At 73.2% G+C, this 15,870-nt stretch carries 13 protein-coding genes; 11 read left to right on the forward strand and 2 right to left on the reverse strand.

All coding sequences use genetic code 11. The annotated features are described in order from the left end of the window. The first annotated feature begins 282 nt into the window (after window positions 1-282). Window positions 283-2,652, forward strand: a complete 2,370-nt coding sequence (locus ACWCYY_RS25025) for a chitinase C-terminal domain-containing protein (protein WP_449797331.1) — start codon at window positions 283-285, stop codon at window positions 2,650-2,652. An 88-nt stretch (window positions 2,653-2,740) separates the two neighbouring features. Here ACWCYY_RS25025 and bcp read toward each other — a convergent pair whose 3' ends face one another. Continuing rightward, entirely contained in the window at window positions 2,741-3,217 is a 477-nt protein-coding gene (gene bcp / locus ACWCYY_RS25030; protein ID WP_345290439.1) for a thioredoxin-dependent thiol peroxidase, read from the reverse strand. Window positions 3,218-3,361: 144 nt separating this feature from the next. Between bcp and ACWCYY_RS25035 the strand changes: the two genes are divergently transcribed. Together ACWCYY_RS25035 and ACWCYY_RS25040 are read left to right on the forward strand one after the other, a co-directional pair. Continuing rightward, window positions 3,362-3,709: a DUF3618 domain-containing protein gene (locus ACWCYY_RS25035; RefSeq protein WP_345290440.1), complete on the forward strand. Its 348-nt coding sequence runs from the start codon at window positions 3,362-3,364 to the stop codon at window positions 3,707-3,709. A gap of 176 nt (window positions 3,710-3,885) precedes the next feature. Next, window positions 3,886-4,188: a GroES family chaperonin gene (locus ACWCYY_RS25040; RefSeq protein WP_345290461.1), complete on the forward strand. Its 303-nt coding sequence runs from the start codon at window positions 3,886-3,888 to the stop codon at window positions 4,186-4,188. Here ACWCYY_RS25040 and ACWCYY_RS25045 read toward each other — a convergent pair. Continuing rightward, window positions 4,179-6,602 (reverse strand): transglycosylase domain-containing protein, encoded by a 2,424-nt coding sequence (locus ACWCYY_RS25045; RefSeq protein ID WP_449797303.1) that lies wholly within the window; start codon window positions 6,600-6,602, stop codon window positions 4,179-4,181. The two genes, ACWCYY_RS25040 and ACWCYY_RS25045, sit on opposite strands and share 10 nt — an antisense overlap. Window positions 6,603-6,938: 336 nt before the next feature. Here ACWCYY_RS25045 and ACWCYY_RS25050 point away from each other — a divergent pair, with 336 nt between their 5' ends. The 8 genes from ACWCYY_RS25050 to ACWCYY_RS25085 all read left to right on the forward strand — a co-directional run bounded on the left by ACWCYY_RS25050 (window position 6,939) and on the right by ACWCYY_RS25085 (window position 15,861). Then, entirely contained in the window at window positions 6,939-7,787 is an 849-nt protein-coding gene (locus ACWCYY_RS25050) for an ABC transporter permease (RefSeq protein ID WP_345290442.1), read from the forward strand. A 73-nt stretch (window positions 7,788-7,860) separates the two neighbouring features. After that, window positions 7,861-8,625 carry an ABC transporter permease gene (locus ACWCYY_RS25055; RefSeq protein WP_380149643.1) on the forward strand — a complete coding sequence of 255 codons (765 nt, stop codon included), beginning with the start codon at window positions 7,861-7,863 and terminating at the stop codon, window positions 8,623-8,625. 28 nt (window positions 8,626-8,653) lie between these two features. Next, window positions 8,654-9,613, forward strand: a complete 960-nt coding sequence (locus tag ACWCYY_RS25060) for an ABC transporter ATP-binding protein (protein ID WP_345290444.1) — start codon at window positions 8,654-8,656, stop codon at window positions 9,611-9,613. Between the two features lie 114 nt (window positions 9,614-9,727). Beyond that, window positions 9,728-10,912 carry a DegT/DnrJ/EryC1/StrS family aminotransferase gene (locus tag ACWCYY_RS25065; RefSeq protein WP_449797304.1) on the forward strand — a complete coding sequence of 395 codons (1,185 nt, stop codon included), beginning with the start codon at window positions 9,728-9,730 and terminating at the stop codon, window positions 10,910-10,912. Between the two features lie 49 nt (window positions 10,913-10,961). Next, complete coding sequence (locus tag ACWCYY_RS25070) at window positions 10,962-11,960, forward strand: Gfo/Idh/MocA family protein (RefSeq protein ID WP_345290446.1); 999 nt, start codon at window positions 10,962-10,964, stop codon at window positions 11,958-11,960. Between the two features lie 21 nt (window positions 11,961-11,981). Continuing rightward, on the forward strand, window positions 11,982-13,106 hold the full coding sequence (locus ACWCYY_RS25075) for a glycosyltransferase family 2 protein (protein ID WP_449797305.1): 1,125 nt from the start codon (window positions 11,982-11,984) through the stop codon (window positions 13,104-13,106). Window positions 13,107-13,123: 17 nt separating this feature from the next. Beyond that, window positions 13,124-14,488 carry a nucleotide sugar dehydrogenase gene (locus ACWCYY_RS25080; protein ID WP_449797306.1) on the forward strand — a complete coding sequence of 455 codons (1,365 nt, stop codon included), beginning with the start codon at window positions 13,124-13,126 and terminating at the stop codon, window positions 14,486-14,488. A gap of 83 nt (window positions 14,489-14,571) precedes the next feature. Continuing rightward, a complete protein-coding gene (locus tag ACWCYY_RS25085; protein ID WP_345290449.1) occupies window positions 14,572-15,861 on the forward strand; it encodes a DUF445 domain-containing protein in 1,290 nt (429 codons plus the stop codon). Window positions 15,862-15,870: the final 9 nt, after the last annotated feature.

Raw genomic sequence — 15,870 nt, forward strand, 5'->3', positions numbered from 1 at the left:
CAAGGGGCCGCGCGCATACGGAAGATGAACGGGTGATGAGGATCACCTGACGGTTCAGGTCTCGGTTCTTCGTCGATTGGTACAGACCTATTGACCTGTGTGGTTCAGACCACATAGCTTCTCGGCAATTCCCCCACAGCGTGCGTTCCCACAGCGCGCGCCGGCACTCTCCCCCTGGAGGAACGAGTGTTGATCCGATCCACGACGGAGCAGCGTCCCACCGCTGCGGGCCGTCGGACGTCCGGCAAGCGCGTGGCCTTCGCCACCTCTGCCGCCGCCGCCATGGCCGGTCTGCTCGTCGCCACGCTCGGCACCGCGCCCTCGCAGGCCGCCGCCGCCGTCGACAACCAGTCCTGTCGCCCCGACGGGATGTACACCACGCCCGGCGTGGACGTCCCGTACTGCAGCGTCTACGACACCGAGGGCCGCGAGAAGATGGGCGCGGACCACCAGCGCCGCATCATCGGCTACTTCACCGGCTGGCGCACCGGCAAGGACGGCACGCCCGCCTACCTGGTGAACAACGTCCCGTGGGACAAGGTCACCCACATCAACTACGCCTTCGGCCACATCGACGGCAGCAACAAGCTCTCGGTCGGTGACGACACCCCGACCAACGAGGCGACCGGCATCACCTTCCCCGGCGTGGCCGGCGCGGAGATGGACCCGACGCTTCCGTACAAGGGTCACTTCAACCTGCTGACCAAGTACAAGAAGCAGTACCCGAACGTCAAGACCCTGATCTCGGTGGGTGGTTGGGCCGAGACCGGCGGCTACTTCGGTGCCGACGGCAAGCGCGTCAACTCGGGCGGCTTCTACTCGACCACGGTCAACGCGGACGGCTCGGTCAACCAGGCCGGCATCAACACCTTCGCGGACTCCTCGGTCGACTTCATCAAGAAGTACGGCTTCAACGGCGTCGACATCGACTACGAGTACGCCACCTCGATGAAGGACGCGGGCAACCCGCTCGACTGGACCACCGCGAACGCCAAGCGCGGCTCGCTGGTCAAGGCCTTCGACGCCCTGCTGAAGACCATGCGCGAGAAGCTGGACCGGGCCGGCGCCGCCGACGGCAAGCACTACATGCTGACCGTCGCCGCTCCGTCCTCCGGGTACCTGCTCCGCGGCATGGAGACGTACCAGATGGCGAAGTACCTGGACTACGTCAACATCATGTCGTACGACCTGCACGGCGCCTGGAACAAGTACGTCGGCCCGAACGCCTCGCTGTTCGACGACGGCAAGGACGCCGAGCTGGCCGCCGCCAACGTGTACGGCACCTCGCAGTACGGCGGCATCGGCTACCTCAACACCGACTGGGCGTACCACTACTTCCGCGGTGCGATGACGGCCGGCCGGATCAACGTCGGCCTCCCGTACTACACCCGCGGCTTCAAGAACGTCACCGGCGGCACCAACGGCCTCTGGGGCACCGCCTCGACCAACACCTGCCCGGCGGGCTCCGGCCTGACCACCTGTGGTGACGGCGCGGTCGGCATCGACAACCTCTGGAACGACAAGGACACCAACGGGGTCGAGTCCCCGGCGGGCTCCAACCCGATGTGGCACGCCAAGAACCTGGAGAAGGGCATCCTGCCCGACTACCTCTCCAAGTACGGCCTGACCGACACCGCGCTCCAGGGCACCTACACCCGCAACTACGACTCGACCCTGGTCGCGCCGTGGCTGTGGAACGCGCAGAAGAAGGTCTTCCTCTCCACCGAGGACGAGCAGTCGGTCGGCGCCAAGGCCGACTACGTCGTGAACAACGGCATCGGCGGCGCGATGATCTGGGAGCTCGCGGGCGACTACAAGTGGGACGCCGCGAAGAACCAGTACGTCCCGGGCTCGACCCTGACCTCGCTGATGTACGACAAGTTCAAGGCCGCCTCCGGCTACGGCGCGACCCGCTCCACCATCGCGCTGCCGAAGCAGACCCTGCCGATCGACATCCAGTTCAACAACTTCGCGCTGGGCGACTCGAACTACCCGATCAGCCCGAAGCTGCAGATCACCAACAACTCCACGGTGACCCTGCCGGGCGGTACCGAGTTCCAGTTCGACTACTCGAGCTCGGCCCCGGGCAACGCCAAGGACTCCTCGGGCTTCGGCCTCACCACGATCCGTCAGGACCACACCGGCAACAACGTCGGCGGCCTGAAGGGCATCTACAACCGGGCCTCGGTCAAGCTGCCGTCCTGGCAGTCGCTGGCCCCGGGTGCCTCGCTCACCATGGACTTCACCTACTACCTGCCGGTCTCGACCCCCGGCAACTGGACCGTGAACGTCGGCGGCACCCTCTACGGCCTGGCCGTGGACCTGACCCGCGGCAGCGGCGGCGCGACCACCTCGCCCTCGCCGAGCACCTCGGCCTCGCCGTCCGCCTCGGCCTCCCCGAGCGCGTCGGCCTCGCCGTCGGCCTCGGCCAGCCCGAGCGCCTCGGCCTCCCCGTCGGCCTCGGCCAGCCCCTCGGCCAGCCAGACCGGCGGCACCTGCACCGCGCCGAGCTGGAGCGCCGGCGCCGTGTACGCCACCACCACCAAGGTGTCCTGGAAGGGTCGCAACTACCAGAACAAGTGGTGGACGACCAACGAGGACCCCTCGACCACCGGTCAGTGGGGCGTGTGGACCGACCTCGGCCCCTGCTGAACTGAGGCGCTGAGGTAACAGACGGCGGTGGCGGTGCACCCGGTCGGGGGGTGCACCGCCACCGCTCCTTCGCGTTCCTGACGGACGGTCAGGCGGTCTCGATCTTCAGGTCGCGCAGCAGCTTGGCGACGTGGCCGGTGGCCTTGACGTTGTAGAGGGCGCGCTCGACCTTGCCCTCCTCGTCGACGATCACGGTGGACCGGATGACGCCCTGGTAGGTGCGGCCGTAGTTGACCTTCTCGCCGTAGGCGGCGTAGGCCTCCAGGACGGCGTGGTCCTCGTCGGCGAGCAGGGTGACCTTGAGGTTCTCGGCCTCGCGGAACTTGCCGAGCTTGGCCGGCTTGTCCGGGGAGATGCCGATCACGTCGTAGCCGGAGCCGGCGAAGACCTCCAGGTTGTCGGTGAAGTCGCAGGCCTGCTTGGTGCAGCCGGGGGTGAGGGCGGCCGGGTAGAAGTAGACGATCACCTTGCGGCCGAGGTGGTCGGCGAGGGAGACCTGGTTGCCGTCGGCGTCCGGCAGGGTGAAGGCGGGGGCGGTGTCGCCGGCCTGAAGGCGCTCGCTCATGGTGGGGCTTCTCCTCGTGCTCGCTCGTGGGTCGTGCCTCGGCCAACCTACCTCCGTTGGTGGGTGGCACTGCGCGGCCCGGGCGGGGAGCTGACAGACTGACACCTGACGTAGCGCAAGACCGAGTGAGAAGGGGTGGCCCGAGTGGGCAAGGCCGGAGCACAGCAGAACGCGGGGCGGTCCACCGCACAGATCGAGGCGGACATCGCGCGCACCCGCACCCAGCTCGCGGCGACCCTGGACGAGCTGGCGGTCCGGGTGCACCCGAGCACCATCGCCGCCCAGACCAAGGCCAAGGTGGCGGGCGCGGTCGAGGAGAAGGCCGGCCGGGCGTACGTGGCCGCCAGTGGTGCGGTGGAGCAGCTCAAGGCGCGGTTCACCGACGAGAAGGGACAGCCGCGCCCGGACCGGATCGTCCCGGCGGCGCTGGTCGGCGTCGGCGTGGTGCTGCTGGTCGCCGCGGTGCGGCGGCGGGGTCGCGGACGCGACTGAGTACGCGGAGCAGGCGGACGGGGTCGGGCCGATCGGGCCCGGCCCCGTCTCCGTGTGCCGGTCCGGCGTCACGCCGGCGCGGGTGTCCGGGTACCGTCGGGGGCGTGAACGAAGAGCTGAACGAGCAGCGGGAACAGACCAGGCACGAGCGTCTGGGCGAGAAGCTGCCGATCAAGATGCTGCACGACCGGGTGCTGGTGAAGACCGAGGGCAGCGAGGGGGAGCGCCGCTCCACCGGCGGCATCCTCATCCCGGCCACCGCCGAGCTGTCCAAGCGCTGCACCTGGGCGGAGGCGGCCGCGGTCGGCCAGAGCGTGCGCTCGGTGGAGCCGGGCGACCGGGTGCTGTACGACCCGGAGGACAAGCTGGAGGTGGAGGTGGGCGGCGCCACCTACGTGCTGCTGCGCGAGCGCGACCTGCACGCGGTGGCGGCCGTCCGTTTCGGTGACGCGGAGGGCTCGACCGGGCTCTACCTCTGAGGGCCTGACGGGGACTCGGGAGCGCGGGCCGCGGCGGCCTCCTGGTCCGCCGGGCCCGGTGCCCGGCTGGTGCCCTGCGCGGGGAGCCGGCTGGGCGGCGCTGCCGGGCCGGTCGCCGTGGCGGAGCCGCTGCCGGACGGCGTGCCGGTGGGGGAGCGGTCCGGGCGCCGGGACGGGGAGAGCGGCGAGAGCGGCGAGATTGGGGACGAGGGGGAGAGCGGGGCCACCGGGGTCCGGCTCGGGGCCGTCGTGGAGGCCGTCGGCGAGATGGTGGGCGGGGCGGTGGCCGAGGCCGTCGCGGAGGCCGTCGGCGAGGCCGGTTCGGACGGCTGCGCGTTGCCCCGGCTGGGCTGGAGGTCGAACTGCCGCACGGGGGAGCCGCGCAGCGCCCCGGTCATGTAGGCGGTCCAGATCTGGGTGGGGAAGGCCCCGCCGTTGATCCGGCTGTAGCCGGCCGTGCCGGCCAGCGACTCCTTGGCGTGGGTGTCCGGGTTCTCCCTGAACAGGCCGACCACGGTGGCCAGTTCGGGCGTGTACCCGGCGAACCAGGCGGACCGGTTGCTGTCGGTGGTGCCGGTCTTGCCGGCCGCCGGGCGGCGCAGCCCGAGGGCCCGGGCGCCGGTGCCGCCGGGGGCGACGACGTCCTGGAGCACGTCGGTGACGGCGTCGGCGGTGCCCCGGCCGACCGCCTCCCGTGCGGTGTGGGCGGGGAGTTCGGGCAGGTCGGTGTAGCCGCTGGAGCGCTCCAGCTTCAGCACCGCCCACGGGGCGTACGCCTGGCCGTGGTTGGCGAGCGCGGCGTAGGCGGCGGCCAGGTCCACCGCGCTCGGGGTGGCGGTGCCCAGCGTCATCGAGGAGTTGGCCGGGTCCATGCCGGGGGTGGCCGCGGGCAGTCCGAGCCGGACGGCGGTGTCCCGGACCTTCGCCAGCCCGGCGTCCACGCCCTCCTGGGCGTAGACCGAGTTCACCGACTTCACCATGGCGTACCGCAGGGTGATCGAGCCGTAGTCGACGTCGTCCTCGTTGGGCGGGGCGTAGGCGGTCGGGCCGCCGACCACCGGTCGGCGGGTGGAGCCGTCGTAGAGGGCCTGGGTGGTGATCGGCCGCCCGTCCTGGGTGCGGCCGCCCTCCAGCCCGGCCGCCAGGTCGAAGGGCTTGAAGGTGGAGCCGACCTGGTTGTCCTGCCGGAGCGCGTCGTTGTACTGCTGTTTGGCGTAGTCCGGCCCGCCGTACGCGGCCACCAGCTTCCCGGTGGCCGGCTCCACCGAGGCCCCGGCGACCCGGACGTCGGTGTCGGTGCCGGGGCGCGCGGCCGGGTCCAGCTCGCTGGTCAGCTCGTCCTTCACCGCCTGGACGAAGGCGTCCTGCCGGGCCTTGTCGAAGGTGGTGGTGATCCGCCAGCCGCCGGCCTTGAGGGTGGCGGCGTCCAGCACGTCGTTGCCGGTGAGGTAGGAGTCGGCGATCTCCACCAGGTACCCGGCCTGGCCACCGAGGCCGGTGACCGGCTGCGGGTCCAGCGGTTCGGGGAAGGCGGTGGCGGCCCGGGCGGCGGCGTCCAGGAAGCCGAGCGAGACCATGCCGTCCAGCACGTAGTTCCACCGGGCCAGGGCGCGGTCGCGGTTGACCGGGGTGGCGGTCTTCACGTCGTAGGCGCTGGGGGCCTGCAACAGGGCGGCCAGGTAGGCGCCCTGACCGACGCTCAGCCGGGAGACGTCCACCCCGTAGTAGGCCTTGGCGGCGGTCTGGATGCCGTAGGCGTTGCGGCCGAAGTAGCTGGTGTTGAGGTAGCCCTGGAGGATCTCGTCCTTGCTCTGCCGCTGGTCGACCTTGAGCGCGATGAAGAGCTCCCTGACCTTGCGGGAGAGGGTCTGGTCCTGGGTCAGGTAGTAGTTCTTGACGTACTGCTGGGTGATGGTGGAGCCGCCCTGGGTGCCCTTGCCGGTGGCGGTGTTCCACGCCGCCCGCGCCATCCCGCGCAGGTCGACGCCCTTGTTCCGGTAGAAGCTGCGGTCCTCGGCGGAGACCACCGCGTGCTGGGTGTCCAGCGGGATCTGACGGATCGGCACGTCCTGGCGGTTCACCGAGCCGGTGCGGGCCAGTTCGGTGGTGCCGTCGGCGTAGAAGTAGACGTTGCTCTGGGCCACCGCCCGGGTGTTCGGGTCCGGGACGGGGACGATCAGGTAGAGCGTCACGAAGCCGGCCAGGCCGAGCAGCAGCAGGGTGAGCAGGGTGGCGACCACCATCCGCCAGGTGGGCACCAGCCGACGCCACCAGGGCAGGGCCCGGCGGCGCGTCCTGCGGGCCGTGCGCCGGGCGCGACGGCGGTCACGCCGGGAGCCCTCGGCCCGGTCCTCCGACTCCAGGCTGTCGGGGGCCGGTCCGTCGGCGTCTCGGCGCTCCGGCTGCTGGTCCATGGGGGAAGTATGGGCGATTTGACGCTGAATCAGGTGGTTTGACGGGGCGGGCGGGAAGGGGCGGGGCGAGCGGAGCGACGGGTGGAGCGGTGGGCGGCGTGGCGGTCCGGCGGTAAATCGGCTGCGCGGTGCGGGCGTCGGCGGTACGTTGAAAGGTGACAACCCCATAGCGCAGCAGGTCCCAGCACAGACCGCCAGCTCCGCCCGCGACTCCCGGCACCCCCGGGGGCCAGTCGGTCGGAGCCGCTCCGGTCTGCCCCCGGGTGCGTTCCTGCCGCGCACTTCGCCATGCCTCCGCGCGCCCTCGTGCGGACGGAAAAGTCGACAAGGAGACACATGATGCTGCTCGCACAGCGGCTCCGCCCTCCGGATCGGTCGGGCACCGCCCGGCTCTACCTCGGGGTGGCGGCCGGGGCGTTCCGCCGCTACTCGACCTACCGGGCGGCCACCCTGGCCGGGGTCTTCACCAACACCGTCTTCGGCTTCGTCCTCGCCTACACCTTCCTGGCCCTCTGGCAGGCCCGCCCCGGGCTCGGCGGCTACGACGCCGACCGGGCCGTCGCCTACATCTGGGTCAGCCAGTCGCTGCTGATGACCGTCGCGGTCTGGGGCGGCGGCTTCCAGGACGACGTCCAGCAGCGCTTCCGCACCGGCGACATCGCGGTCGACCTCTACCGGCCGGTGGACTTCATGGGCTGGTGGCTGGCGACCGACCTCGGCCGGGCCGGTTTCCAGCTGCTCGGCCGGGGCCTGGCGCCCACCGCGATCGGCGCGCTGGCCTTCGGCTTCGCCCTCCCCGTCAGCCCGCTGGTCTGGGCCGCCTTCCTGCTCTCGGTGCTGCTCGCGGTGGTGGTCAGCTTCGGGCTGCGCTTCCTGGTCGCGCTCACCGGCTTCTGGCTGCACGACTCGGAGGGCATCCGCTCGGTGATGGTGGTGGTCGCGATGTTCTTCTCCGGCGCGCTGCTCCCGGTGGTGGTCTACCCCGGCTGGCTGGGCACCCTGGCGACCGTGCTGCCCTGGTCCGGCATGGTGCAGATCCCCACCGACGTCATCCTGGAACGGCGCACCGGCGCCGCCCTGTTCACCGGCCTGGCCTTCCAGCTCGCCTGGGCCGTCGGCCTGCTGGCCCTCGGCAGGGGTGTCCAGCTGCTGGCCACCCGCAAGGTGGTGGTCCAGGGTGGCTGAACTCCTGCTCCCCCGCCAGGGCTTCGCCGCCAAGGCCGCCTGGGCGCTGCGCTCCTGGTGGCTGGTGGCCGCCATGTGGAACCGGGCCAGCATGGCCTACCGGGCCTCCTTCACCATGATGCTGGTGGCCAGCACCGTGATCACCGCGCTGGACTTCGTGGTGATCCTGCTGATGTTCCAGCACACCGAGCAGCTCGGCGGCTGGTCGCTGGCCGAACTCGCCTTCCTGTACGGCACCTCCGGCTTCGCCCTGGGCACGGCCAACCTGCTGGTCGGCTGCGTGGACGCGCTCGGCGACCGGATCCGCACCGGCACCCTGGACACCATGCTGATCAGGCCCGCCGCCGTGCTGGCCCAGCTCTGCGCCGAGCGCTTCACCCTGCGCCGGGTCGGCCGTCCGATCCAGGCCGCCGCGGTGCTGGGCTGGGCGATCGGGCGGCTGGACGTGCGGTGGACGGCGGACAAGGTACTGCTGCTCGCGGTGATGCTCGTCTGCGGCAGCGTCATCTTCTGCACCGTCTTCATCGGCTTCGCCACCGTGCAGTTCTGGTGGGGCGAGGCCGGCGAGTTCCAGAACGCCTTCACCTACGGCGGCGGCACCCTGCTGCAGTACCCGCCGACCGTCTTCGCCAAGGAGGTGGTGGCGGGCACCGTCTTCGGCCTGCCGCTGGCCTTCGTCAACTGGCTGCCCGCGCTGCACGTCCTGGGCAAGCCGGACCCGCTCGGCCTGCCCGAGGCCTTCCGCTTCGCCTCGCCGGTGGCCGCCCTGCTCTGCGTGCTGGCCGCCGGGCTGGCCTGGCGGGCCGGGCTGCGGGCCTACCGCGGCACCGGCAACTGACCACTCTCGCGTACGGAGGTACGGACACATGTCTCTGATCGAACTCGACGACGTCAGCCGGGAGTTCACCGTGCGGGCGAAGGCCGGCCGGTTCCGCCGGGAGAAGCGGACGGTCCGCGCGGTGGACGGGCTGAGCTTCCGGGTGGAGGCCGGCGAGTGCGTCGGCTACATCGGGCCGAACGGCGCCGGGAAGTCCACCACCATCAAGATGCTCACCGGCATCCTGGTGCCCACGGCCGGCCGGCTGCGGGTGGCCGGGGTCGAGCCCGCCCGGGAGCGGGTGCAGCTGGCCCGCCGGATCGGGGTGGTGTTCGGCCAGCGCACCACCCTCTGGTGGGACCTGCCGCTGCGCGACTCCTACGAGCTGGCCCGGCGGATCTACCGCATCCCCGACGCCCGGTACCGGGAGAACCTCGGTCGCTGCGTCGAACTGCTGGACCTGGGAAGCCTGTTGGACACCCCGGTGCGCCAGCTCTCGCTCGGCCAGCGGATGCGAGGCGACCTGGCGGCGGCCCTGCTGCACGACCCGCAGGTGCTCTACCTGGACGAGCCCACCATCGGGCTGGACGTGGTGAGCAAGGCCCGGGTCCGGGAGTTCCTGCGCGAGGTCAACCGGGACCGGGGCACCACGGTCCTGCTCACCACCCACGACCTGACCGACATCGAGCAGCTGTGCGGCCGGGTGATGGTGATCGACCACGGGCGGGTGGTCTACGACGGCGGCCTGGACGGGCTGCACGCGGCGGCGGAGAGCGAGCGCACCCTGGTGGTCGACCTGGCCGAGGAGGGGCCGGAGATCGCGGTGCCCGGAGCCCGGGTGGTGAAGGTCGAGGGGCCGCGGCAGTGGCTGGCCTTCCCGGCCGAGCAGAGCGCCGCCCCGCTGGTGGCGGCGGTCGCGGAGCGGTACCCGCTGGTCGACCTCTCGGTGCGCGAGCCGGCCATCGAGGACGTGATCGCGCGGATGTACGCCGAGGTGGCGATCGGCTGACCCGGTGATCAGGTGTGCGGTGCGTTCACTCGTGAGGGTGGATTCCGTGACTCCGGGGTGTCGCTGCTCGTTGACATCCCGGAGTACCGCACGGGCACGAGGAGTTGGGCGGGGATGGCGGGGCAGACCGGCAGCACGGAGGGGCCGGTGCCGGTGGCGCGGCCGGTGATCGGGGACGAGGAGATCGCGGCGGCGGTGCGCGTGCTGCGCTCCGGCTCGGTGGTCCAGGGGCCCGAAGTCGCGGCCTTCGAGCGGGAGTTCGCCGAGCTGGTGGACGGCCGGGAGTGCGTGGCCGTCAACTCGGGCACCTCCGCCCTCCACCTGGCCCTGCTGGCCCTCGGCATCGGGCCGGGCGACGAGGTGGTGGTGCCCTCGTTCTCCTTCGCCGCCACCGCCAACGCCGTCCGGCTGGCCGGGGCCGAGCCGGTCTTCGCCGACATCGAGCCCGGGAGCTTCGGCCTGGACCCGGCCGCCGCGGCCGCCGCCGTCGGCCCCCGTACGGCAGCGCTGCTCCCCGTCCATCTGTACGGGCACCCCGCCGCCATGGGCGGGCTGGGGAGGCTGGCGGAGCGGCACGGACTGGCCGTGGTGGAGGACGCCTGCCAGGCGCACGGCGCAGCCCTGGGCGCCACCGCGGCCGGCGCCTTCGGGGCGGCCGGCTGCTTCAGCTTCTACCCGACCAAGAACATGCACGCCCTGGAGGGCGGCATGGTGACGGTGGCCGACCCGGCGGTGGCCCGGAAGCTGCGGCTGCTGCGCAACCAGGGCATGGAGCAGCGCTACCGGAACGAGATCGTCGGGGCCAACCTGCGGATGACGGACGTCTCCGCGGCCGTCGGCCGGGTCCAGCTGCGGCGGCTGCCGGCCGCCAACGAGCGGCGACGCGCCCATGCGGCCCTGCTGGACCGCGAGTTGGCCGGCCTCGGCGCGGCCGGGCTGGTCACCCCGGCGGTGGCGGCCGGGGCCCGACACGTCTACCACCAGTACACCGTGCGCGTCCTCGGCGCCCGACGGGACCGGCTGCGCGGCGAGTTGGCGGCGGCGGGGGTGGGCAGCGAGGTGTACTACCCGGTGCCGATCCACCGGCTGCCGCCCTTCCGGGGCCGGTGGGAGCTGCCGGAGACGGACCTGGCGGCGGCCGAGGTGCTCTCGCTCCCGGTGCACCCCTCGCTGACGGAGCGGGAGGTGGCGCGGGTGGCGGAGGCGGTCCGCGGCGCCCTGGGCGCGGTCGGACCGGTCGACCGGGCCGACCCGGCCGTACGTCGTGGGGACGGGGCGGTGTCGAGTGCGGTCGCCTGAGAGCGGGAGCCGGCCCGGACTGGTCAGGGCCGAGCAGCGGACCCGTTCCGTGGGGCGGCAGCGCAGCGGTGCCCCGCTGCGGGCCGGGCTGATCGGCTTCGGGGCGATGGGGCGCAACCACGCCCGGGTGCTCGGCGGTCTCCCCGGTGTCGAACTGGCCGGTGTGGTGGACCCGTTGGGGGGAGCGGGCCCGTGCGGGGTGCCGGTGCTGCGCAAGCTCGAACGGCTGCTCGCCCTCGGCATCGACTACGCGGTGGTGGCCTGCCCCACCGCCGAGCACGAGGCCGTCGGACTCCGGCTCGCGGAGGCGGGCGTGCCCGCGCTGATCGAGAAGCCGCTGGCCCCGGACTCCCGGGCGGCCGGCCGCCTGGTGGCCGCCTTCGACGGGCTGGTCGCCGGGGTGGGCCAGGTGGAGCGGTACAACCCGGCGCTCCAGCAGCTGCGCACCCGGCTCGCGGCGGGCGAGCTGGGCGAGGTCTACCAGGTGTCGACCCGCCGTCAGGGCCCCTTCCCGCAGCGGATCGCCGACGTCGGGGTGGTGCAGGACCTGGCCACCCACGACATCGACCTGACCGGCTGGATCACCGGCCAGGCCTACGCCTCGGTGGCGGCCAGGACGGTGCGCAAGAGCGGCCGTCCGCACGAGGACATGGTCGCGGTGGTGGGCACCCTCGCCGACGGCACCATGGTCAGCCACCTGGTGAACTGGCTCAGCCCGCAGAAGGAGCGCCAGGTCGCGGTCACCGGGGAGCGCGGCTGCCTGGTCGCCGACACCCTGACCGGTGACCTCACCCTGCACGCCAACGGCGCGGTGGCCACCGAGTGGGAGCTGGTCCGGGCCTTCCGCGGGGTGACCGAGGGCGACGTGGTCCGGTACGCCTTCCCCAAGCGGGAGCCGCTGCTCAGCGAGCACGAGCAGTTCCGGGAGGCGGTGGCCGGGCGCCCGGCCACCATCGTCCCGCTGGCCGAGGGCCTGCGCACCGTCACGGTCGCCGAGTCCGTCCTGGCCGCCGCCGGGCGGCCCGTACCCCTGGAGGTGGCCGGATGAGCGCCGGTTGGAGGTGGCCGGATGAGTGCCGGTGAGGGGCGGGTGCCCGACGTCACCGTGGTGGTCGCGGTCTACGACACCATGCCGTACCTGACGGTCTGTCTGAGCTCCCTGGTGCGGCAGACCCTGGGCCCCGGACGCCTGGAGGTGGTCGCCGTGGACGACGGTTCCACCGACGGCAGCGGGGCCGAGCTGGACCGCTTCGCCGCCGCGCACCCCGGCCTGTTCCGGGTGGTCCACCAGCCCAACTCGGGCGGCCCCGCCGCCCCCAGCAACCGCGCCACCGACCTGGCCCGCGGCCGGTACGTGTTCTACCTGGGCGCGGACGACTGGCTCGGCCCGCGCGCGCTGGAGCTGATGGTCGCGATGGCCGACCGGTACGGCTCGGACGTGGTGCTCGGCCGGATGGTGGGTGAGGGCGGACGGCACGTCCCGCAGGGCGTCTTCGACCGGACCGAGCCGTCGGTCACCTTCGCCGACTCGGCGCTGGCCTGGGCGCTCTCCGACACCAAGCTGTTCCGCCGGGAGCCGCTGGTGCGGCACGGCGTCCGCCGCCGGGAGGACCTGCCGGTCTACTCCGACCAGCCCTTCACCCTGCAGGCCCTGCTGCGGGCCGAGGGCCCGGTCTCGGTGCTGGCCGACTACGACTGCTACCACGCGGTGCTCCGGGCCGACCGCGGCAACGTCACCGTCCGCTCCGGCCTGCTCAACCGGCTGCGCGGCCTGGAGGCGATCACCGCCGTGGTCGAGCAGTTCACCGCACCGGGCAGCCCCGAGCGCCGGGCGCTGAACCTCCGTCACTTCGGCTGGGACGTGCCGCAGCTGCTCCGGGCCAGCCTGCTCGACCTGGCGCCGGGCGAGCAGCGGCGGCTGGTGGATGGCGTCGGGCGACTGGTGCGGGAGCACTGCTCGGTGCTCCCCGAGCTGGGGACCGCCGAGCGGCTGCGGCTGGAGCTGGCGGCCGAGGGCCGCTGGCGGGCGGTGCGCGGGCTGGTCGAGGACGAGGCCGGGGCCGGCGGGGGGCCGGGGGAGCGGCTGGCGGTGCCGCGGCAGCTCTGGCGGGACGTGGTGCCGGAGCGGGCCCGGCGGGAGTTGCGGCGCCGGGCCGGGTGGCGGCGGTTCACCACCAAGGTGAGCGGGGGCTGACGGGAGTGGTGGCGGAGATGGACGGCACGTCGGCGGCGGTGGCGGACGCGGCGGTGGGTGCGGTGACGGGTGCGGCGGTGGACCGTACGGTCTGCGTGGTCGGGCTGGGCAAGATCGGGCTGCCGCTCGCGGTGCAGTGCGCCGGGAGCGGGTGGCGGGTGCTCGGGGCGGACGTCGCGCCGCTGGTGGTCCGTCAGGTGAACGACGGCGAGCCCCCGTTCCCCGGCGAGCCCGAGCTGGCGGACCGGCTGAAGCGGGCCGTCGCGGAGGGCCGGCTGACCGCCGGGGGCGACACGGCGGCCGCCGTGGCCGGGGCCTCGGTGGTGGTGGTCGCGGTGCCGCTGCTCACCGCTCCCGACCACAGCCCGGACTTCGCCCTGCTGGACGCGGCCACCGACGCCGTGGCGGCCGGGCTGCGGCGCGGGGCGTTGGTCTCGTACGAGACCACCCTCCCGGTGGGCACCGTCCGGGGCCGGGTGGCCGAGCGGCTGGCGGCCCGCTCCGGGCTGCGCCCCGGAGCGGACTTCGGGCTGGTGTTCAGCCCCGAACGGGTCTCCTCGGGCAGCGTCTTCGCCGATCTGCGCCGCTACCCCAAGCTGGTCGGCGGCATCGACGAGCGCTCCACCCGGCAGGGCGTGGAGTTCTACACCGCGGTGCTGGACTTCGACCACCGGCCCGAGCTGCCCCGGCCGAACGGCGTGTGGGCGCTGGCGTCCGCCGAGGCGGCCGAGTTCGCCAAGCTGGCCGAGACCACCTACCGGGACGTCAACATCGGGCTGGCCAACCAGTTCGCCCGCTACGCCGACCGGATCGGGGTGGACTTCGCCGAGGTGGCCGAGGCCTGCAACTCCCAGCCCTACAGCCACCTGCACCGTCCCGGCGTGGCGGTCGGCGGCCACTGCATCCCGGTCTACCCCCGGCTCTACCTCTGGGGCGACCCCTCCGCGACCGTGGTCCGCGCCGCCCGGGAGGCCAACCTCGCCATGCCAGGCCACGCGGTGGACCGGCTGGCCGCCGTGCTCGACCTGACGGACCGTCCGGTGCTGGTGCTCGGCGCGGCCTACCGGGGCGGGGTGAAGGAGACCGCCTGCTCCGGCGTCTTCCCGCTGGTGGACGCCCTCTGGGCGGCCGGGGCCCGGCCGTACGTCGCCGACCCGCTGTACGGGGCCGAGGAGCTGACCGCGCTCGGGCTGCCGCCGCACCGGGGCGAGCCGGTGAGCGCGGCGATCGTGCAGACCGACCACGCCGAGTACCGGACGCTGGGGGCCGAGCAGCTGCCCGGGGTGCGGGTGCTGCTGGACGGGCGGCGGGTCACCGATCCGGCGCGCTGGGCCGGAGTGCACCGGATCGTGCTCGGCGGCGGGGCCGGCCCGTCGTGCTGAACTCCTCGGGGTGACCCGGAACTGCCCCTGAACTCCACCGCGCCCCGGCCGTCTCCGGCCGGAGTCCGGGGCAGACTGGCGGGGTGAGTGCCGATCAGACGGCCGGGACCGGGGTCCGGTTCACCGCCGCCGACGAGGAGAAGCGCCGGGGCGTCCGGCGGATGAAGCTGTTCGCCACCGGGCTGCTCGGGGTGGCCACGGTGGTCTTCGGCCTGGCCACCTGGGCCGACGCCGCCGGGGCGGGCGCCTGGGCCGGGTACGTGGCGGCCGCCGCCGAGGCCGGGATGGTGGGTGCGCTGGCGGACTGGTTCGCCGTCACCGCGCTGTTCCGGCGCCCGTTCGGGCTGCCGATCCCGCACACCGCGATCATCCCGACCAAGAAGGACGCCTTCGGCAAGTCGCTCGGCGACTTCGTCGGAGACAACTTCCTCTCCGCGCCGGTGGTCCGCGAGCGGCTCGGCCGGATGGGCATCGCCCGGAGGCTCGGCGAGTGGCTGGCCGCGCCGGGCAGCGCCGAGCGGGTCACCAGCGAGGCCGCCGCCGCGCTGCGCGGGGTGCTCGCGGTGCTCAACGACGACGACGTGCAGGCCGTGGTGGCCGAGGCGGTCACCCGCCGGGCGGCCGCCACCTCGGTGGCCGAACCGGCCGGCCGGCTGCTCGGCAAGGTGGCCGCCGACGGTGGTCACCACGGGGTGGTGGACCTGGTCGCCGTCCGGGTGCACGACTGGCTGACGCGGCACCACCAGGACGTGGTGGGGCGGATCACCCAGAAGACCCCGGGCTGGACCCCGAAGTTCATCGACCACCAGGTCGGCGAGCGGGTCTACAAGGAGCTGATGCGCTTCGTCACCGACATCCGGGACGACCCGCACCATCCGGCCCGGGGCGCGGTCGACGACTTCCTCGCCGACTTCGCCGTCGAGCTCCAGCAGGACCCGGCCACCATCGCCCGGGTGGAGCGGGCCAAGGACGAGCTGCTCGCCCGCCCGGAGGTGCAGGACCTGATCGCCTCCTCCTGGGCGGCCGTCCGCACCCTGGTGCTGACCGCCGCCGAGGACGAGCAGAGCGAGCTGCGGCGCCGCATCCGCGACGGCCTGCGCGCGTTCGGGAGCCGGCTGGCCACCGACCGGCGGCTCCAGGCCAAGGCGGACGGCTGGCTGCAGGACGCCGCCGGGTACGTCGTGCAGACCTACCGGGCCGAGATCACCGCGCTGATCTCCGACACCGTGGCCGGCTGGGACGCCGACGACGCCTCCCGGAAGATCGAGGCCAACGTCGGCCGGGACCTCCAGTTCATCCGGATCAACGGCACCGTGGTCGGCGCGCTGGCCGGGTTGCTCATCCACACCGTGGCGGTGGCGCTCGGGGGCTGACGGCGTGTC

It is taken from the genome of Kitasatospora sp. NPDC001664, assembly GCF_053596675.1.

Coding starts and splice junctions, on each gene's coding strand:
- ACWCYY_RS25025 (WP_449797331.1), top strand. CDS start 283: ATGGCCGGTCTGCTCGTCGCCACGCTCGGCACCGCGCCCTCGCAGGCC.
- bcp (WP_345290439.1), bottom strand. CDS start 3,217: ATGAGCGAGCGCCTTCAGGCCGGCGACACCGCCCCCGCCTTCACCCTG.
- ACWCYY_RS25040 (WP_345290461.1), top strand. CDS start 3,886: ATGCTGCACGACCGGGTGCTGGTGAAGACCGAGGGCAGCGAGGGGGAG.
- ACWCYY_RS25045 (WP_449797303.1), bottom strand. CDS start 6,602: ATGGACCAGCAGCCGGAGCGCCGAGACGCCGACGGACCGGCCCCCGAC.
- ACWCYY_RS25050 (WP_345290442.1), top strand. CDS start 6,939: ATGATGCTGCTCGCACAGCGGCTCCGCCCTCCGGATCGGTCGGGCACC.
- ACWCYY_RS25055 (WP_380149643.1), top strand. CDS start 7,861: ATGTGGAACCGGGCCAGCATGGCCTACCGGGCCTCCTTCACCATGATG.
- ACWCYY_RS25060 (WP_345290444.1), top strand. CDS start 8,654: ATGTCTCTGATCGAACTCGACGACGTCAGCCGGGAGTTCACCGTGCGG.
- ACWCYY_RS25065 (WP_449797304.1), top strand. CDS start 9,728: ATGGCGGGGCAGACCGGCAGCACGGAGGGGCCGGTGCCGGTGGCGCGG.
- ACWCYY_RS25075 (WP_449797305.1), top strand. CDS start 11,982: ATGAGTGCCGGTGAGGGGCGGGTGCCCGACGTCACCGTGGTGGTCGCG.
- ACWCYY_RS25080 (WP_449797306.1), top strand. CDS start 13,124: ATGGACGGCACGTCGGCGGCGGTGGCGGACGCGGCGGTGGGTGCGGTG.